This window comes from Phytobacter ursingii (assembly GCF_001022135.1).
GTDB lineage: Bacteria > Pseudomonadota > Gammaproteobacteria > Enterobacterales > Enterobacteriaceae > Phytobacter > Phytobacter ursingii.
Genome location: NZ_CP011602.1, coordinates 372,514 through 390,017, shown reverse-complemented (window position 1 = coordinate 390,017; position 17,504 = coordinate 372,514). Strand labels below are relative to the sequence as shown.

The 17,504-nt window shown below is 54.5% G+C and carries 24 protein-coding genes and 1 pseudogene; 20 read left to right on the top strand and 5 right to left on the bottom strand.

Going from position 1 to position 17,504, the window contains the following annotated elements:
* The first annotated feature begins 2 nt into the window (after positions 1-2).
* The 20 genes and pseudogenes from AB182_RS29695 (at position 3) to AB182_RS30250 (ending at position 13,622) form a co-directional block, all read left to right on the top strand.
* Positions 3-428: a DNZ54_00345 family protein gene (locus AB182_RS29695; protein WP_223883614.1), complete on the top strand. Its 426-nt coding sequence runs from the start codon at positions 3-5 to the stop codon at positions 426-428.
* Complete coding sequence (gene lysB, locus AB182_RS05345; protein WP_047369197.1) at positions 413-835, top strand: Rz-like lysis system protein LysB; 423 nt, start codon at positions 413-415, stop codon at positions 833-835. The genes AB182_RS29695 and lysB overlap by 16 nt, the downstream gene beginning before the upstream one ends.
* Complete coding sequence (gene lysC / locus AB182_RS32935; RefSeq protein ID WP_120785355.1) at positions 717-980, top strand: Rz1-like lysis system protein LysC; 264 nt, start codon at positions 717-719, stop codon at positions 978-980. The genes lysB and lysC overlap by 119 nt, the downstream gene beginning before the upstream one ends.
* Entirely contained in the window at positions 943-1,410 is a 468-nt protein-coding gene (locus AB182_RS05340) for a phage tail protein (protein ID WP_047369196.1), read from the top strand. Before lysC ends, AB182_RS05340 begins: the two co-directional genes overlap by 38 nt.
* Complete coding sequence (locus AB182_RS05335; protein WP_047369195.1) at positions 1,403-1,855, top strand: phage virion morphogenesis protein; 453 nt, start codon at positions 1,403-1,405, stop codon at positions 1,853-1,855. The genes AB182_RS05340 and AB182_RS05335 overlap by 8 nt, the downstream gene beginning before the upstream one ends.
* A gap of 65 nt (positions 1,856-1,920) precedes the next feature.
* Complete coding sequence (locus AB182_RS05330; protein WP_047369194.1) at positions 1,921-2,562, top strand: phage baseplate assembly protein V; 642 nt, start codon at positions 1,921-1,923, stop codon at positions 2,560-2,562.
* Positions 2,559-2,906 (top strand): GPW/gp25 family protein, encoded by a 348-nt coding sequence (locus tag AB182_RS05325; RefSeq protein WP_047369193.1) that lies wholly within the window; start codon positions 2,559-2,561, stop codon positions 2,904-2,906. Before AB182_RS05330 ends, AB182_RS05325 begins: the two co-directional genes overlap by 4 nt.
* 4 nt (positions 2,907-2,910) lie before the next feature.
* The gene (locus AB182_RS05320; RefSeq protein WP_047369192.1) at positions 2,911-3,819 is read left to right on the top strand and encodes a baseplate assembly protein; all 909 of its coding nucleotides are present in this window, start codon (positions 2,911-2,913) and stop codon (positions 3,817-3,819) included.
* The gene (locus AB182_RS05315) at positions 3,812-4,342 is read left to right on the top strand and encodes a phage tail protein I (protein ID WP_047369191.1); all 531 of its coding nucleotides are present in this window, start codon (positions 3,812-3,814) and stop codon (positions 4,340-4,342) included. Before AB182_RS05320 ends, AB182_RS05315 begins: the two co-directional genes overlap by 8 nt.
* Positions 4,343-4,352: 10 nt before the next feature.
* Positions 4,353-5,016 (top strand): annotated as a pseudogene (locus AB182_RS32930) (phage tail protein); the annotation flags it as partial.
* Between the two features lie 74 nt (positions 5,017-5,090).
* Positions 5,091-6,299: a phage tail fiber protein gene (locus AB182_RS33270; RefSeq protein ID WP_327078456.1), complete on the top strand. Its 1,209-nt coding sequence runs from the start codon at positions 5,091-5,093 to the stop codon at positions 6,297-6,299.
* A complete protein-coding gene (locus AB182_RS05305; RefSeq protein WP_047369190.1) occupies positions 6,299-6,844 on the top strand; it encodes a tail fiber assembly protein in 546 nt (181 codons plus the stop codon). The genes AB182_RS33270 and AB182_RS05305 overlap by 1 nt, the downstream gene beginning before the upstream one ends.
* A 128-nt stretch (positions 6,845-6,972) precedes the next feature.
* The gene (locus AB182_RS05300; protein WP_047369189.1) at positions 6,973-8,163 is read left to right on the top strand and encodes a phage tail sheath protein; all 1,191 of its coding nucleotides are present in this window, start codon (positions 6,973-6,975) and stop codon (positions 8,161-8,163) included.
* Between the two features lie 12 nt (positions 8,164-8,175).
* On the top strand, positions 8,176-8,694 hold the full coding sequence (locus AB182_RS05295; RefSeq protein ID WP_039078129.1) for a phage major tail tube protein: 519 nt from the start codon (positions 8,176-8,178) through the stop codon (positions 8,692-8,694).
* Between the two features lie 61 nt (positions 8,695-8,755).
* On the top strand, positions 8,756-9,031 hold the full coding sequence (locus tag AB182_RS05290; protein ID WP_047369188.1) for a phage tail assembly protein: 276 nt from the start codon (positions 8,756-8,758) through the stop codon (positions 9,029-9,031).
* A complete protein-coding gene (locus tag AB182_RS30255; protein ID WP_177328623.1) occupies positions 9,028-9,183 on the top strand; it encodes a GpE family phage tail protein in 156 nt (51 codons plus the stop codon). Before AB182_RS05290 ends, AB182_RS30255 begins: the two co-directional genes overlap by 4 nt.
* The gene (locus AB182_RS05285; RefSeq protein ID WP_047369187.1) at positions 9,176-11,647 is read left to right on the top strand and encodes a phage tail tape measure protein; all 2,472 of its coding nucleotides are present in this window, start codon (positions 9,176-9,178) and stop codon (positions 11,645-11,647) included. The genes AB182_RS30255 and AB182_RS05285 overlap by 8 nt, the downstream gene beginning before the upstream one ends.
* A gap of 11 nt (positions 11,648-11,658) precedes the next feature.
* Entirely contained in the window at positions 11,659-12,135 is a 477-nt protein-coding gene (locus AB182_RS05280; RefSeq protein WP_047369186.1) for a phage tail protein, read from the top strand.
* On the top strand, positions 12,135-13,319 hold the full coding sequence (locus AB182_RS05275) for a phage late control D family protein (RefSeq protein WP_047369185.1): 1,185 nt from the start codon (positions 12,135-12,137) through the stop codon (positions 13,317-13,319). The genes AB182_RS05280 and AB182_RS05275 overlap by 1 nt, the downstream gene beginning before the upstream one ends.
* 84 nt (positions 13,320-13,403) lie before the next feature.
* Positions 13,404-13,622: a DNA-binding transcriptional regulator gene (locus AB182_RS30250; RefSeq protein ID WP_047373186.1), complete on the top strand. Its 219-nt coding sequence runs from the start codon at positions 13,404-13,406 to the stop codon at positions 13,620-13,622.
* Between the two features lie 145 nt (positions 13,623-13,767).
* Here the strand turns inward: AB182_RS30250 and rplS are convergent, their stop codons facing one another.
* The 5 genes from rplS to ffh all read right to left on the bottom strand — a co-directional run bounded on the left by rplS (position 13,768) and on the right by ffh (position 17,389).
* Positions 13,768-14,115: a 50S ribosomal protein L19 gene (gene rplS, locus AB182_RS05265; protein WP_002914145.1), complete on the bottom strand. Its 348-nt coding sequence runs from the start codon at positions 14,113-14,115 to the stop codon at positions 13,768-13,770.
* A 39-nt stretch (positions 14,116-14,154) separates the two neighbouring features.
* The gene (trmD, locus tag AB182_RS05260; protein WP_047369184.1) at positions 14,155-14,922 is read right to left on the bottom strand and encodes a tRNA (guanosine(37)-N1)-methyltransferase TrmD; all 768 of its coding nucleotides are present in this window, start codon (positions 14,920-14,922) and stop codon (positions 14,155-14,157) included.
* Between the two features lie 30 nt (positions 14,923-14,952).
* On the bottom strand, positions 14,953-15,501 hold the full coding sequence (rimM, locus tag AB182_RS05255; protein ID WP_047369183.1) for a ribosome maturation factor RimM: 549 nt from the start codon (positions 15,499-15,501) through the stop codon (positions 14,953-14,955).
* A gap of 18 nt (positions 15,502-15,519) precedes the next feature.
* Positions 15,520-15,768 (bottom strand): 30S ribosomal protein S16, encoded by a 249-nt coding sequence (gene rpsP / locus AB182_RS05250; protein ID WP_039077560.1) that lies wholly within the window; start codon positions 15,766-15,768, stop codon positions 15,520-15,522.
* A gap of 259 nt (positions 15,769-16,027) precedes the next feature.
* Positions 16,028-17,389, bottom strand: coding sequence for a signal recognition particle protein (gene ffh / locus AB182_RS05245; RefSeq protein WP_047369182.1), 1,362 nt, complete (start codon positions 17,387-17,389; stop codon positions 16,028-16,030).
* Between the last annotated feature and the right edge of the window lie 115 nt (positions 17,390-17,504).

Below are 17,504 nucleotides of genomic sequence, written 5' to 3'. Positions count from 1 at the left end.
AAATGCGTTTAATTGTACCGGCTGTTAATGTGTTGACCGGCCTGATGCTGGCGCTGGGTTTAATTTACCCGAACAGTATGGCGGTCAACTTTATTGTCATCCATACGCTATTAATCTGCCTGGCCTGTTTCGCTGGCGGCCTCGCGGGGGCGGCGGCGTCTGAATACTGGTTGATGTACTGGCGCGACGGGGCTGTCGACACTATTTATTATGCTGTGCTGATTGTGGGTCTTATTTTTTTTCACAAATCGCCCGCCCCCCGTAAATTCTGTTTGATTCTGATTCTGGCATTCACCTTTCCCTGTCTTATTTCTGGCGGACATCTCCTTTTAGGTCTGTTTTATCTGGCCTGCCTCGTGGGATTTATGGCAGTGCGCGCCTCGTATTGTCAGCGCATCCGGGGGGCTGGCCTGTGTCGAGACTTATGATGATTTTAATTGCTGTCCTGCTGGTAATTGCCGGGGGGCTGTGGCTGCGTCATGAAAACGGCAATCTTACCCGCTCACTGGAAAAGGCAAATCGTGTCGCCAGCGAACAAAAGACACTGGCCGGTATGCTGAAAAATCAGCTCCGTGTTGCCACTGACCGGGCGGATAAAAACGAGCTGGCGCAAGTGGATATGCGCCGGAAACTGGACGCCGCCACACAACGTGAAGCGGAACGGGAAAAGACCATCAAGAGGTTACTTAATGAAAATGACGAGTTTCGTCGCTGGTATGGCGCTCTGCTTCCTGATGCTGTGCGCCGGTTGCACCACCGCGCCGCCTGTGCCGACGCCGGTGATTGTCTACAGCGGTTGCCCGAAAGTGAGCCTGTGCCCGATGCCGGGAAGTGATCCACAGACGAACGGCGACTTAAGTGATGATATTCGCCACCTTGAGCGCGCGCTGGAAAGTTGCGCACTACAGGTGAAAACCGTCAAACAATGCCAGGATGAATTAGATGCTGAAACCCGACAGTCTGCGAAAAGCCCTGACTGATGCCGCGCCAGTGCTGGCCGCTAACCCTGACATGCTGCGCCTTTACGTTGATGGCGGCAACATCGCCGCCACGCTGGCAACGTCGCTGTCGTTTGAAAAGCAGTACACGCTTAATGTGATCGTGACCGATTTTACCGGTGATTTTGATTTGATCCTTGTGCCGGTGCTGGCATGGCTGCGTGAGCATCAGCCCGATATTCTCAGCACCGACAGCGGTCAGAAAAAAGGTTTCACTTTTGAGGCTGATATTAACAGTGACAGCAGTTTCGATATCAGCATCAGTCTGTTACTCACTGAGCGAACACTTGTTGATGAGGTGGGTGCGGCGCTTCATGTTCGTTGCATCCCGGAGCCACCGCTGCCGGAGCCTGTGACCCGCCCTCTTGAGCTCTATATCAAGGGTGAACTGGTGAGTAAATGGAATGAGTGAATTTAAACCCCTGGAGGACAAACTCGCAGGACTGCTTGCGGCATTGTCACCCGCAGGCCGTCGCCGCCTGACTGTCGATATTGCGAAGAAGCTGCGCCAGCAACAGCAACAACGCATTAAAACGCAGAAAGCACCTGATGGAACCGCTTATGCAGTACGCAAACGTCAGCCGCTGCGTGCCAGAAAGGGACGCATTAAGCGGGAGATGTTCGCGAAGTTACGCACAAATCGCTTTATGAAGGCCAGCGGCAACGACAGTGAGGCGGTGGTTGCATTTACCGGGAAGGTACAGCGCATTGCGCGGGTGCATCAGTTCGGCCTCAAAGACAGACCGGGGCGTAACCGGGAGGAAGTGCCGTATCCTGAACGTCAGTTGCTGGGCTTTTCTCCTGACGATACGCGGCTCATCGAAAACCTGATTATTGACCATCTTGCCGAAAAATAGCTGTGCCATTTCTGACATAACCACTTCACATTGCTGCCGGATTCGGCCGGCGGCATCCTGCCAGTATGAAAACACTCGCAACCCTGAATGAACTTGCCCGCGCTATCCGCAATCTGGTGCGTACCGGCGTTGTCGTCGAAATCGACCTCAATGCGGGGCGCTGCCGTGTGCAGACCGGCGGCATTATTACCGACTGGCTCCAGTGGCTGACACAGCGTGCCGGTCGCTCTCGAACATGGTGGGCTCCGTCCCTCGGTGAGCAGGTGCTCATACTGGCCGTGGGCGGTGAACTGGATACTGCTTTTGTACTGCCAGGCATTTTCTCTGATGACCATCCCGCGCCGTCTGCCTCGGCGGATGCCTTGCATATTGCTTTCCCTGATGGTGCGGTCATTGAGTACGAACCGGAAACCAGTGCCCTGACGGTCAGCGGCATAAAAACCGCTGACGTGACAGCATCAGAGTCTATTACTGCCACGGTGCCGGTGGTGCTGGTAAAAGCGGCGGAGCGTATCACTCTGGACACCCCGGAGGTGGTCTGTACCAACAAACTGACCACCGCCACCCTTGAAGTGAAGAAAGGCGGCACTATGCGCGGCAACATCGCGCACACCGGCGGCACATTTACATCGAACGGCGTGCAGGTCGATGACCATGATCACGGCGGCGTGCAAAGAGGTGGTGACTGGACGGAGGGCACCAAATGACAGCACGCTATATCGGCATGAGTCGGGCAGATGGCCGGGCTATTACCGATGTTGAGCATATCAGCCAGAGCGTGAGCGATATTCTGCGCACGCCTGTCGGGTCGAGGGTGATGCGCCGTGAATACGGGTCGTTGCTGTCGGCCATGATTGACCAGCCACAGACACCCGCACTGGAGCTGCAAATCAAAGTCGCCTGTTATATGGCGGTGCTGAAATGGGAGCCGAGAATTACCCTCAGCGCGGTTACTACTGAGCGTCATTTTGATGGCCGCATGGTGGTCAACCTGACCGGCTCAGTGACCAGTACCGGCGACGCCATTTCGTTAACCCTTCCTGTGAGTTGAAACCATGCCCATTGTTGATTTGAGCCAGCTCCCCGCCCCGGATGTGGTGGAAACACTGGACTACGAGACCATTCTGGCAGAGCGAAAGGCGACCTTTATTTCGCTGTATCCCCCGGAGCAACAACAGGCCGTAGCCCGCACACTGTTACTGGAGTCAGAGCCGATTGTTAAGCTCCTGGAGGAAAACGCCTACCGTGAGGTTATCTGGCGTCAGCGGGTCAATGAGGCTGCACGGGCGGTGATGCTGGCCTATGCCGAAAAAACGGATCTGGATGTGCTCGGCGGGAATTTTAATGTCACGCGGCTCGTTGTGACCCCTGCCGACGATACGGCCATTCCGCCGGTGGTTGCCGTCATGGAGTCTGACACGGATTTTCGTCTGCGTATTCAACAGGCATTTGAAGGTCTGAGTGTGGCCGGTTCTGTGGGGGCGTATGAATATCATGGTCGCAGCGCTGACGGGCGCGTTGCTGACATATCGGTGACCAGCCCGTCGCCGTCCTGTGTGACCATTTCCGTGCTGTCACGTGAAAACAACGGCATCGCGTCTGATGAACTGCTCGCAGTGGTGCGCAATGCCCTGAATGCCGAGGATGTCAGGCCGGTCGCTGACCGGGTGACAGTGCAATCCGCTGACATTGTGGATTATCAGATTGACGCCACGCTTTATCTTTACCCTGGCCCCGAAAGTGAGCCCATCCGCGCCGCTGCGGTGAAAAATCTGGAGGCCTATATCAGCGCACAGCACCGCCTCGGGCGTGATATTCGCCTGTCTGCCATCTATGCGGCATTACATGTCGTGGGTGTGCAGCGCGTGGAACTGGCCGCACCACATGCCGATATCGTACTCGACAACACGCAGGCGTCATTCTGTACACGCTACACCATCGCGGTAGGGGGTGCTGATGAATGATTCACGCCTGTTGCCGGTGGGCTCCTCACCACTGGAGGTGGCCGCCGCCCACGCCTGTGCGGAAATCGAAAAAACGCCCGTCAGTCTTCGTACCCTGTGGAACCCTGACACCTGTCCGGCAAACCTGCTGCCGTGGCTGGCCTGGGCGTTTTCCGTTGACCGGTGGGATGAAAAATGGCCGGAGCTGACAAAGCGCGCCGTTATCCGTGATGCGTGGTTTATTCACTGTCACAAGGGCACCCTCGGTGCCGTCCGGCGGGTGGTGGAGCCGCTCGGCTACCTCATCAACATCACGGAGTGGTGGGAAACCAGTGATCCGCCGGGGACATTTCGCCTGGATATCGGCGTGCTGGAAAGCGGTATCACCGAAGAAATGTATTACGAGATAGAGCGCCTGATTGCTGATGCAAAACCGGCAAGCCGTCACCTGATCGGCCTGAACATTATTCAGGATATCCCCGGCTGGCTGTTCACCGGCGGCGTGGCCTGTGATGGTGACATTATTACGGTGTACCCCGGATAAGTGAGGACTGATGAGCACAAAATTTAAAACCGTTATCACCACTGCCGGTGCGGTAAAGCTGGCGGCGGCCACGCTGCCGGGTGGTAAGAAAGTCAATATCACCGCAATGGCCGTCGGGGATGGTGGCGGTATTCTGCCGGTGCCGGATGCGGGTCAGACCCGTCTCATTAATGAGGTCTGGCGTCATGCCCTGAATAAAATCAGCCAGGATAACCGGCACAGTAATTATGTTGTGGCCGAGCTGGTTATCCCGCCGGAGGTGGGCGGCTTCTGGATGCGTGAGCTGGGCCTGTATGACGATGAGGGGACGCTGATTGCCGTCTCCAACATGGCCGAAAGCTATAAGCCGGAACTGGCCGAGGGGTCAGGCCGTGCGCAGACCTGCCGCATGGTCATCATTGTCAGCAGTGTCGCCTCGGTGGCGTTATCCGTTGATTCCACGATGGTGATGGCAACGCAGGATTATGTTGATGATGCTATCTCGGCACATGAAAAATCCCGTCGGCATCCCGACGCCACCATACAGGAAAAGGGGTTTACTCAGCTCAGTAACGCGACCGACAGCGAGGCCGAGAGTCTGGCCGCCACGTCTAAAGCGGTAAAAATCGCCATGGACAATGCCAGCGCGCGACTGGCAAAAGAGCGGAACGGCACGGACATTCCCAATAAGCCCCTGTTTGTACAAAACATCGGTTTACAGAATACGGTAAACAGAGCGGAAAATGCCGTCCAGCGCACCGGTGATGCGATGGCCTGGCTTGATGTCATTGGTGAAGCCCATGCAGCATCCATGCGCGTTAATATGCCTGCCTCACCGTCTGTGCAGGGACTGACAATTGACTGGAACGGTGTCGGGTTTGGTGCCGCAGGGCTGACCAATAACCGGGGGCTGGGTACGGGTGGCTTTATTTTTCGCACCGTGGATTCAACCAATAAAACTGAATATGGTCGCGTCACCTTTAACGAGCTGGGGGAGATTTTTGCCGGGCGTAACATCTATGCCGGGTCCGCTAAATTCGCCATTGATGGCAACAGCTACGGCACCATCTGGGGGACGGGTGGCAACAGTGAATGGTTATCCAATAATCTGAATGCCCGCTTCGGTGCCATTCCGGTGAACAATGCCACGGGGGATATTTCCGGTCCCGCCTGGGGCGGTTTATTGTCCGCGCATCTGGCGGAAAAATGGCGGGGGATCCAAAGCCAGTTTGCTGGAATCCCGGTTGATAACCCGTCGGGGAATATTCGTGGGAGTGCCTGGGGAAACGACTGGCTGTCGAATTATCTCGCACGCACATTCCAGCCCAGAGGCGATTATACCCCGGCGGGCGAGGCGTACACGAAAGCGGTCAGTGACGGGCGTTTTCTGCGACTGACTGGCGGCACACTGTCCGGTCAGGTGGTATCAACCAGTCCCGATAACTACCGGTTACGAATGAGTGACCGCGCCTTTTTTTTCCGCTTTGATGGCGCTTCTTTTTACCTGATGAAAACCGCCAAGGGCGACCCGGACGGACTCTGGGATAATACCCGACCGCTGATCGTGGATGCGGAAACCGGGCGGGTAACGCTGCCGCATATGTCAATGGTCGATGGTTATCTCAAGGTTGGCAATACGGGAACGGTCATTTCAACGGACGGCAATATCTTTGGCACCCGCTGGGGTGTGGGTGGCGCCTGGCTGGGGGATGCCATAGATGCGCGAATGAATGCCGTGCAGGCGCGCGCGGATGATGCCTGGAATAAGGCAAACGACGCCCAGATTAACCGCGTGGTGGATGTGCGTTTTACCGCCGAGCATCAGGTGGGGGCAGTCGGTGTGCGTGACTATCGCAACGGCAACACCGTCCTGACCGGATTTGTTAACAAAGACGGCGATTATTCCGTTGAGGATCTGTACTGGAGCTATATCCAGGTTTACCGCAACGGCCAGTGGCTGACCATCGGGAGAGGATAATGTCAGGGTCTTATATTACGCTGAAAAATTTCAGGGCGTGCACACCCGCCACGCCAGAACAACGGGAGCTGGCAAAACAGAATGTTTTGTTTCTGATGGATGAAAGCGGCGCTGACTGGTATGAAAGCCAGCGTCATTTTTCACCGGATACGATGAAAATCGGCTATGACGGGCGGGGCATTATTAAAGTGATTGCCACAGGTTTTACCGATGTTTCGTCCCTGTGGCCGGATGGCCTGAGCGTTTCCGAGGTGGAGGATAACGAAGAAAACCGCCGCGTGGATAATACGGGGAACTGGGTCTATGACGGGGAAAAAATTATCCCCCGCGTGTATACCCCGCAGGAATTACAGACACAGGCAGAGAGTCAGAAGACACGTTTACTGGCTGACATTGCGACCCGCATTGCCCCCCTCCAGGATGCGGTTGAACTCGGTATTGCCAGTGATGAGGAGGTGGCAACCCTGACGGCGCTGAAAAAATACCGTGTACTGGTAAACCGTGTTGACCCTGCCGCGCCGGTCTGGCCGGAACAGCCGGAATAATTCAGGCGGGCATTAGCCCGCTTTTTCTTTTGTCCGCTGTTGTGTCTTATCACGACCAACCTCAATAAATAGCTCAGTTCGCACGCTGACCTGAAAATACACTCACCCCAACCCACGGAGTTAAACGGATGAGTGATTTTCATCATGGCGTGCAGGTCGTCGAAATTAACGACGGTACGCGCGTCATTTCCACGGTCTCAACGGCGATTGTCGGTATGGTCTGTACCGCCAGTGATGCCGATGCGGCGACCTTTCCCCTTAACGAGCCGGTACTGATTACTAACGTGCAGAGCGCCATCGCAAAAGCCGGTAAAAAAGGCACGCTGGCGGCGTCCTTACAGGCTATCGCTGACCAGTCAAAACCGGTAATTGTCGTTGTGCGTGTGGCTGAGGGCACCGGCACCGATGAAGACGCGGCTCTCGCGCAGACCCTTTCCAACATCATCGGCACCACGGATGAGAACGGTAAATACACCGGCCTCAAGGCACTGTTGACCGCCGAAGCGGTCACCGGCGTTAAGCCACGCATTCTCGGTGTGCCGGGTTTTGATACCCTCGAAGTGGCGACGGCGCTTGCCCCTGTCTGTCAGAAGCTGCGCGCCTTTGGTTATGTCAGTGCGTGGGGCTGTAAGACCGTATCCGATGCCATCAAATATCGCGACAATTTCAGCCAGCGCGAGCTGATGGTTATCTGGCCGGATTTTCTCGCCTGGGACACCGTGAGCAATGCGACCGCCACGGCTTACGCCACCGCCCGCGCGCTCGGTCTTCGCGCGTACATTGACCAGACTGTCGGCTGGCACAAAACCCTGTCTAACGTTGGGGTGAACGGTGTCACCGGCATCAGTGCCTCCGTCTTCTGGGATTTGCAGGAGCCAGGCACCGATGCGGATTTACTCAATGGGGCGGGTGTGACCACACTGATCCGTAAGGATGGCTTTCGCTTCTGGGGTAACCGCACCTGCTCCGATGACCCGCTTTTCCTCTTTGAGAACTACACCCGTACCGCGCAGGTTATCGCTGACACGATGGCGCAGGCGCATATGTGGGCAGTCGACAAACCCATTACCGCAACGTTAATCCGCGACATCGTGGATGGCATCAATGCCAAATTCCGCGAACTCAAAACCAACGGTTACATCGTGGATGCGAGCTGCTGGTTTGATGAGGAGGCCAACGATAAGGAAACGCTCAAAGCGGGGAAACTCTATATCGATTATGACTATACGCCGGTTCCCCCGCTGGAAAATCTGACCTTACGCCAGCGTATTACCGACAAGTACCTCGCCACTCTGGTAACAGCGGTCAACAGCAACTAAGGAGCCTGACACATGGCAATGCCGCGCAAACTGAAACATATGAATGTCTTCCTGAATGGCTACAGCTATCAGGGGGTGGCGAAGTCCATCACGTTACCGAAGCTGACCCGTAAGCTGGAGAACTGGCGCGGAGCAGGGATGAGCGGTAGCGCACCGGTTGACCTCGGTCTGGATGATGATGCCCTGTCAATGGAATGGTCGCTCGGCGGCTTCCCCGATTCGGTTATCTGGGAGCTGTACGGCGCGACCGGCGTTGACGCGGTGCCGGTACGTTTTGCCGGTTCCTACCAGCGCGACGACACCGGCGAAACAGTCGCCGTCGAAGTGGTCATGCGTGGTCGCCAGAAAGAAATCGACACCGGCGAGAGCAAAATGGGCGAAGACACTGAGTCCAAAATTTCGGTCGTGTGTACTTATTTTAAGCTGACGATGGACGGCAAAGAGCTGGTCGAAATCGACACCATCAACATGATTGAAAAAGTGAACGGCACCGACCGGCTGGAGCAGCATCGCCGCAATATCGGCCTGTAATTTTTGCCCGGTGAGCGGGGCTTACCGGGTTAACTGCTAACGAAATTAAACGAGAGAAATCATGACCAAAGAAAACGTTGTTACCCTGGAAAATCCCATCAAACGTGGCGAGCAGGTTGTTAGCGCCATTACGCTGATTAAGCCTAACGCGGGCACGCTGCGCGGCGTCAGTCTGGCGGCGGTGGCTAACTCGGAGGTCGACGCGCTCATTAAAGTGCTGCCGCGTATGACTGCACCGATGCTGACCGAGCAGGAAGTCGCCACACTGGAGCTGCCTGATCTGGTTGCACTGGCCGGTAAGGTGGTCGGTTTTTTGTCGCCGAATTCGGCACGATAACCTTTCCAAAAAAACTCTCGGTCGATGACCTGATGGCGGATATTGCAGTGATCTTCCACTGGCCACCATCGGAGCTCTTTCCCATGAGCCTGACCGAACTCATCACATGGCGCGAAAAAGCGCTCCAGCGAAGCGGAAACACGAATGAGTGATGTGAAGTTACAGGTATTACTCAAAGCGGTTGACCAGGCGACCCGTCCGTTAAGATCCATCGATAAGGCCAGCAAGGAGCTGGCCGGAGACGTTCGGGCGACACAGACCACACTGCGTGAGCTTAACAGTCAGGCATCAAAAATAGAGGGTTTTCGCAAGACCAGCGCACAGCTTGCCGTTACTGGTCAGGCGCTGCAAAAGGCAAAGCAGGAAGCCGCCGCGCTGGCTGTGCAGTTCAGAAACACAGAACAGCCCACGCGTGCGCAGGCGGCAGCAATGGAGGCAGCACGTAAAAGCGCCGCCGCGCTCCAGCTTAAACACAACAGTCTGCGCGAGGCGGTACAACGCCAGCGGCAGGAACTCAGCCAGGCCGGAATCAATACCCGCACGCTGGCCGCTGATGAGCGTCGCCTGCGCGGCACAATCAGTGAGACAACATCGCAACTTGACCGGCAGCGGGCAGCACTGGCGAGGGTCAGCGCACAACAGGAAAAGCTGACCCGCGTCAGGCAGCGTTATCAGGCAGGAAAAGAGCTGGCCGGGAGCACTGCGGCGGTGGGGGCTGCTGGCGTGGGAATGGCGACAACGGCCACACTGGCGGGTGTTGCGTTATTAAAGCCCGGTTATGAGTTTGCTCAAAAAAACGCTGAATTACAGGCCGTGCTCGGTGTCGCCAAAGACTCAGCAGAGATGACGGCGTTACGAAAACAGGCTCGCCAGCTCGGTGATAACACCGCCGCCTCGGCTGATGATGCAGCCGGTGCGCAAATCGTTATTGCCAAAGCGGGTGGCGATGCAGCCGCCATTCAGGCCGCCACGCCCGTCACGCTGAATATGGCACTGGCAAACCGGCAAACGATGGAGGAGAACGCGAAGTTACTGCTGGGTACAAAAAGCGCCTTTCAGCTATCCAATGACAAAGTCGGGCATATTGGCGATGTCCTGTCAGCAACGATGAACAAGTCGGCGGCTGATTTTCAGGGATTAAGTGATGCCATGACCTATCTTGCCCCGGTTGCCCGCGCGGCTGGTGTAAGTCTCGAAGAGGCCGCAGCAATGACTGGCGTTCTTCATGACAACAACATCACCGGGTCGATGGCCGGTACGGGGAGTGCTGCAATAGTGACCCGCCTCCAGGCGCCGACCGGTGAGGCGTTCCGGGCGATTAAAGAGCTGGGTGTTAAAACATCAGACAGCAAAGGCAATATGCGGCCTGTCTTCACCATTCTGAAAGAGATTAACGCCAGTTTCTCTAAGCATAAGCTGGGGAACGCCCAGCAGGGTGAATATCTGAAAACTATCTTTGGCGAGGAGGCGCTTAAATCAGCTAACGCCCTGCTACAGGGGGCGTCATCTGGCAGACTCGATAAACTGACGGCGGCGTTAAAAGCGTCAGACGGCAAGACCGAAGAACTGGTCAAAGTCATGCAGGACAACCTCGGCGGTGACTTTAAAGAGTTCCAGTCGGCTTACGAGGCCGTTGGAACAGACCTGTTTGACCAGCAGGAGTCTTCCCTTCGCAAACTGGTGCAGACGGCGACTGGCTATGTGCTGCAACTTGATGGCTGGATCCAGAAAAATCAGGGGCTGACGCAAACCCTGGGCGTACTCGTCGGGGTGGCAACGGGGGTCATTGCGGTTATCGGTGCGATTGGCCTGGTTGCGTTCCCGGTCATTATGGGGATTAACGCGATTATTGCCGCAGCCGGTGTGCTGGGGACGGTATTCAGCGTCGTGGGTGGTGCAATCGTGACAGCACTCGGTGCGCTGACTCTGCCGATTGTCGCGGTGGGCGCTGCTGTCGTCGCCGGTGCACTGCTTATCCGCAAATATTGGGAACCCATCAGCGCCTTTTTCAGTGGTGTGATTGAGGGGCTGACAGCAGCGTTTGCGCCGGTGGGTGAAATGTTCTCCCCTCTTAAACCGATGTTTGACTGGCTGGGCGAGAAATTAAAGGCGGCGTGGGGCTGGTTCAGTAGTCTGCTGGAGCCGGTGAAGTCTTCGCAGGAACAACTCAACTCATGTAAAGACGCTGGTATCGCGTTTGGTCAGGCGCTGGCCGATGCGCTCATGTTGCCGCTGACCGCGTTCAATAAACTGCGGGCGGGCATTGACTGGGTACTGGAAAAACTTGGCGTTATTAACAAGGCATCGGGCGACCTCGATAAAACAGCGGAAAAAGCCGATGCCGCGAAAAATGGTGCAACGCAAAACCCGGCAATCAGTAATGGCGAGTATATCCCTGCAACCGGCAATTACGGGGGCTATCAGGCGTATCAGCCGGTAACCGCCCCCGGAGCGGGTAAAGCGTACACCGACAACCGGCAGAGTCATTACAGCATCACTATACAAAACGGTGGCGCGCCGGGTGGTGAGCTTGGAAATCAGTTGCGGGACGCCGTCGAACGTGCTGACAGGGAAAAGCGCGCCCGTGAACGCGCTGACATGAGAACTGACGGATAAGGGGAGCGGATATGCTGCTTGCACTTGGTTTATTTGTGTTTATGCGTCAGACGCTGCCATTTCAGAGTATGCAGCGCGACGCGGAATATCGCTGGCCGTCAAATGCCCGTGTGGGTAAGCGAGACGCTTTTCAGTTTCTTGGGGTGGGTGAGGAGAAAATCACGCTCAGTGGGGAGCTTTACCCGGAGCTGACTGGCGGGCATCTCTCCTTAACTGCGCTCCGGCTGATGGCCGAGGGTGGAAAGGCATGGCCGTTACTTTCCGGTGCAGGAATGATTTACGGCATGTTTGTTATTAACAGCATCAGCGATACCGGCACCGTATTTTTTTCTGATGGCTCCCCGCGAAAAATCAGTTTTACGCTGACATTAACGCGGGTCGATGAGTCACTGGCGGCGGTATATGGCGATCTCAGTGAACAGGCTGAAACACTGGTCGGAAATGCGAAAGACTCAGCAATGAAATTAACGTCGACTCTGGGGGTATGATGTCAGAGATACTCTATAGCAAGGCGGGGAGCGCACTGGCCCCCGATTTTATGCTGATGCTCGAAAGCAGGGATATTACCGGCAACATCAGTAACAGGCTGATACAGCTCACGATGACGGATAACCGGGGCTTTGAGGCTGACCAGCTCGATATTGAACTGGATGACAGCGACGGGCTTGTACAGTTGCCGGTGCGTGGTGCTGTTCTGACTCTGTTTCTGGGCTGGAAAGATTCCGCACTTGTAGGCAAAGGAAGCTTTACTGTCGATGAAGTTGAGCACCGGGGCGCGCCTGATACTGTTACCATTCGCGCCCGTAGCGCCGATTTTCGTGGGTCGCTGAACTCACGGCGTGAGGAGTCATGGCATGATAAAACGCTGGGTCAAATTGTTGAGTCCATCGCGACGCGCAATAAATTAACCGCTGCTGTTGCGCCTGAACTGGCAAAAATTCCAGTACCGCATATCGACCAGGCTCAGGAATCAGACGCCAAATTTCTGACGCGGCTGGCTGACCGAAACGGCGGTGAGGTCTCCGTAAAGGCGGGCAAGTTGCTGTTCCTGAAACCGGGTAATGCGGTCAGTGCCAGTGGTAAGAAGATTCCGCAGGTGACGATCATCCGCAGTGATGGTGACCGGCATCAGTTTTCGATTGCCGACAGGGGCGCTTATACAGGAGTTACGGCTCAGTGGCTTCATACCAAAGAGCCAAAGCCAAAAAAAGTGAAGGTAAAACGTAAGCCAAAAGAGCAGCATCTGCGCGCATTACAACACCCCAAAGCAAAGGCCACTAAAAAGAAAGAAGCTAAAACGCCGGAAGCGCGCGAGGGCGAATATATGGCCGGTGAAGCGGATAACGTCTTTGCGTTAACCACGATTTATTCAACAAAAGCCCAGGCTATGCGGGCGGCTAAAGCAAAGTGGGACAAACTCCAACGCGGTGTGGCTGAATTTTCAATCAGTCTGGCGCTTGGCCGCGCCGACCTTTACCCGGAGACGCCGGTCGCTGTTTCTGGATTTAAGCGCATCATCGACGAGCAGGCATGGATTATCACGAAAGTGACTCACACACTCAGCAATAACGGCTATACAACAGCGTTAGAGCTGGAGGTGAAACTCTCTGATGTCGAATACGAGGCCAGTGATGAAAGTAACACAGAGGATGATGAGGAGGAGGATAATTGAATGTAAATTTGCAACCTCAAACTTGCAAATGCAAGAATCGGGTATATTATCCCCACTAAATAAGCAAAGCTGGGGGGAATGAACATGATGCACTGCCCGTTATGCCAAGAAGCGGCACATGCAAGAACAAGTCGCTACTTAAGCATAGAAACAAAAGAGCGATATCATCAGTGCCAAAATATCAATTGCGGTTGTACTTTTGTTACTCATGAGACCCTCGCCAGATTTATTGTCACTCCGGGAAAGGTTAACCCAGCCCCACCGCACCCCAATCGACAAAATCAACAACAACTCTGGTTATAAACCTGCTTTGGCAGGTTTTTTTATATCTGCCGCCATCGTGCCAATCCCTGCCGCCAATTTGCCGCCATCACCAATAAAAAAAGGGGCCAGCCAATAGCTAACCCCTTGTTTCATAACACGCTTTGGATGTGGCGTGTGCGCTTTATCAGTTAAGACGCTCTTTGATACGAGCAGACTTACCAGTGCGCTCACGCAGGTAGTACAGTTTAGCTTTACGTACAGCACCACGACGTTTAACAGCAATGCTGTCAACTACCGGAGAGTGAGTCTGGAAGACACGCTCAACGCCTTCGCCGTTGGAAATTTTACGAACAGTGAATGCAGAGTGCAGACCGCGGTTACGAATAGCGATAACCACGCCCTCGAATGCCTGCAGACGTTTTTTGGAACCTTCAACAACCCATACTTTCACTTCCACGGTATCACCCGGACGGAAGGAAGGTACGTCCTGCTTCATCTGTTCTTGTTCAAGTTGCTTAATAATGTTGCTCATAATTTAATCTCTTATCCTGGGTAAACTGATATTGGGGGCTTACGCCGTCCCATCATGTTTATGTTGCTGTTGTGCGTGTTCTTTTTTGAACTCCGCCAGCAACCTTGCTTGCTCTTCAGTCAGAGCCAGGTTTTCCAGAAGTTCAGGTCTTCTAAGCCAGGTGCGGCCCAGCGACTGTTTCAAACGCCAGCGACGTATCCCGGCATGATTTCCCGACAGTAATACTGGCGGTACTTCCATACCTTCTAACAACTCAGGTCGAGTATAGTGGGGGCAGTCCAGTAATCCATCAGCAAAGGAATCTTCCGTTGCCGAAGCTTCATGACCCAGAACACCAGGAATAAACCGGGAGACCGAATCAATCAGCGTCATGGCTGGTAACTCACCACCGCTGAGAACGTAATCGCCGATAGACCATTCTTCGTCAATCTCGGTTTGGATTACGCGCTCATCTATCCCTTCGTAGCGCCCGCACACCAGAATCAGTTTCTGATTCGTTGCCAGTTCGCTGACGCCCGCTTGATCAAGCTTACGCCCCTGAGGTGACAGATAAATCACTTTTGCGCCTTCACCGGCCGCATCTTTTGCTGCATGAATGGCATCCCGCAAAGGTTGCACCATCATTAACATCCCCGGTCCGCCGCCGTAGGGACGATCGTCCACGGTACGGTGCCGGTCATGAGCAAAGTCACGTGGACTCCAGCTCTGGATGCTCAGCAGGCCATTTTTTACTGCCCGGCCAGTTACCCCGTAGTCGGTAATCGCGCGGAACATTTCAGGAAACAGGCTAATTATGCCAATCCACATAGCGCCGTCTTTTACCGTATATCCGGAGGTTTAAAAACCAGGATCCCAATCTACTTCAATGGTTTGAGTAGCGAGATCGACTTTCTTGATAACCTGCCCATCGAGGAACGGAACCAACCGCTCCTTGATACCAAATGCATCTTTCAGGTTTGCCTTAATGACGAGAACGTCATTTGACCCGGTTTCCATCATATCGATGACTTTACCGAGACTATAACCTTCGGTGGTCACTACCTGGCAGCCCATCAGGTCTTTCCAGTAGTAGTCACCCTCTTCCAGTTCCGGCAACTGCGATGAATCTACGACAATTTCGCAATTGGTCAGCAGATTCGCTGCATCTCTGTCATCAACACCTTTCAGTTTGATGACAATGTCCTGATTGTGGTAGCGCCAGCTTTCCAGCTCAATGCTCTGCCACTGACCCGCCCGTTCAATAAACCATGGCTGGTAGTCAAAAATGCTTTCGGCGTCTTCGGTGGAGGAAAACACTCTGAGCCAACCACGGATACCGTAAGAAGATCCCAGTTTACCCAGAACGATAGGATTAACAGGGCTCTGCGCGGCGTGTTGCTTGCTCATCATGACCACCGTGACAGATTAAGCTGCTTTGTTTACTTCTTTGATCAGCGTAGCTACGCGATCAGAAACGGTAGCGCCCTGGCCAACCCAGTGAGCGATACGATCCAGATCCAGGCGGGTGCCTTCTTCTTTCTCGGACGCGATCGGGTTGAAGAAGCCAACGCGCTCAATGAAGCGACCGTTGCGTGCATTACGGCTGTCGGTGACAACAACCTGGTAGAACGGACGCTTTTTAGCGCCGTGACGTGCTAAACGAATAGTTACCATAACATCCTCTTGTGTGAATAAAACAACCGGGCCCCATCGAGGAACGGAGCCCGGTGTCATATTAAAAGCCCGAAAATTTTACTGATTTTTGGGGAAAATGCAATCAGGATATAGCAAACAAAGGAGATAAGGCGTATATCGGTGCGGCCAGTTTAGTTACGGCGTGCGCACAGAAAGCGGAGCGTACACGTAGTACGTGAGCATTTCGAGCACACCCCGGGGCTAAAATGGCAAACAAGATAGCCTTATACCTTTGTTTTTAGCGGCCAGGGAACCCCGGCGGCATCATCCCCTTCATACTTCTCATCATCTTCGCCATACCGCCCTTCTTCATCTTCTTCATCATGCGCTGCATGTCGTCGAACTGTTTCAGAAGGCGGTTAACATCCTGCACCTGCATCCCGCAGCCCGCAGCAATACGGCGTTTACGGGAGCCTTTGATGATTTCAGGGTTCGCACGCTCTTTAAAGGTCATCGAGTTGATGATCGCTTCCATACGCACCAGCACTTTGTCATCCATCTGCGCTTTCACGTTATCCGGAATCTGACCCATGCCAGGCAGCTTGCCCATCAGGCTCGCCATACCGCCCATGTTTTTCATCTGACGCAGTTGTTCCAGGAAGTCGGTCAGATCAAAACCGTCGCCTTTTTTCAGTTTGGACGCCAGCTTCTCGGCCTGAGCGCGATCGACCTTACTTTCAATATCTTCGATCAGCGACAGCACGTCGCCCATACCAAGAATACGCGAAGCAATACGGTCCGGATGGAACGGCTCCAGTGCTTCGGTCTTCTCACCTACGCCCAGGAACTTGATCGGTTTGCCGGTAATATGACGAATAGAGAGCGCCGCACCGCCGCGGGCGTCGCCGTCCACTTTGGTCAATACAACCCCCGTCAGCGGCAGCGCTTCGTTAAACGCTTTCGCGGTATTCGCCGCATCCTGACCGGTCATGGCGTCAACAACAAACAGGGTTTCTACCGGATTAATCGCGGCATGGACCTGTTTGATTTCATCCATCATCGCTTCGTCGACATGCAGGCGACCAGCGGTATCCACCAGCAGCACGTCGTAGAATTTGAGCTTCGCTTCTTTCAGCGCGGCATTAACTATATCCACCGGCTTTTGCGCAACATCAGACGGGAAGAAATCGACGTCCACCTGTTGCGCAAGGGTTTCCAGCTGTTTGATCGCCGCCGGGCGATAAACGTCCGCGGAAACCACCATCACTTTCTTCTTGTGTTTTTCACGCAGGAACTTACCCAGTTTACCCACGCTGGTGGTTTTACCTGCACCCTGCAGGCCCGCCATCAACACAACGGCTGGCGGCTGTGCGGCCAGATTAAGGCTTTGGTTCTCTTCACCCATCGCCGCAACCAGTTCGTTACGAACGATTTTGACGAACTCCTGACCGGGCGTCAGGCTCTTATTCACTTCATGACCAACCGCTTTTTCTTTTACGCGGTTGATGAAATCACGCACGACCGGCAAGGCGACGTCCGCTTCCAGCAGCGCCATACGCACTTCGCGTAGCGTGTCTTTAATATTGTCTTCAGTGAGGCGTCCACGACCACTGATATTGCGCAGGGTGCGCGACAAACGATCGGTTAAATTATCAAACATTGTCTCTCGCCTGAGGTAAAACGATGGGCCGCCAGGGCGACGCATAACAGAAATTTGCGCCAGTATAACATGAAGACATTCGTGATGTATGTGATGCAACGGTTGGAGCCAGAGT